Origin of the sequence: Italian clover phyllody phytoplasma str. MA1 (assembly GCF_000300695.1) — a bacterium.
GTDB lineage: Bacteria > Bacillota_I > Bacilli_A > Acholeplasmatales > Acholeplasmataceae > Phytoplasma.
In genome coordinates this window covers 1-726 of sequence record NZ_AKIM01000064.1, presented here as the reverse complement: position 1 = coordinate 726, position 726 = coordinate 1, and the positions used below count along the sequence as shown (strand labels likewise).

Here is a 726-nt window from a genome sequence, read left to right as displayed (position 1 = left end):
AATATGCAATTTTCTTTTAGATCTGTGTTTGCTGATTCCGCTTTGTTTATCCTCACAAAATAGTAAACCTTTCTTTTAAGAGAGCTTGGTAGCTTCATCCGTTTGTCAATCCTCACACCGTTAAGTAAACTTTTATTTTGTTTTGAATGTATAAAAATGAGTTTCTTTTAACGAAATTTTTATATGTGAAAAACAAAAAATAAAAGTTTATAGTGTGTGTAGGATTGACAAATACGGATTAATTGAAGCTACCAAGCGACTTTATACATGTTAATATTGAATTTTTTACAAATATAAATTATAAGGAGGATAAAAATGTTATTAAATTTAAACGATTACACTATGAATAAAAAAGATGTTACATTATCTTTTCATGCTCAAAAAACATTTAATTTAATTAATGAAAAATTTATGAATAATAAATTTTTGAGTAATTTTGAAAAAGAACAAATTGTCAAACATTATGAGAATAATTTATTTTTTTTCAAAACTACTGATTATGGTACAGGTTGTTTTTCGAAATTTTTTAACTTGCATTTATACCGTTTTTTATCAGGTATGCAAGAAAATAGAATTAAAAATTTATACGAAACAAAAGCGGCTTTTATTAATTATGAATTAAATTTAAAGGGAATTAATAAAATAACTACTTATTATGATCATGATTTAAGTAAATATGTTAATAATGTTGATAATGATCAACTTACTTTATTATATTCCCAAGCT

At 23.1% G+C, this 726-nt stretch carries 1 protein-coding gene; it reads left to right on the top strand.

Annotated features, from left to right (window positions below; genetic code table 11):
* Positions 1 to 315 precede the first annotated feature (315 nt).
* The coding region (locus tag RI01_RS02470; RefSeq protein ID WP_034735198.1) for a hypothetical protein at positions 316 to 726 on the top strand (411 nt) is incomplete at its 3' end.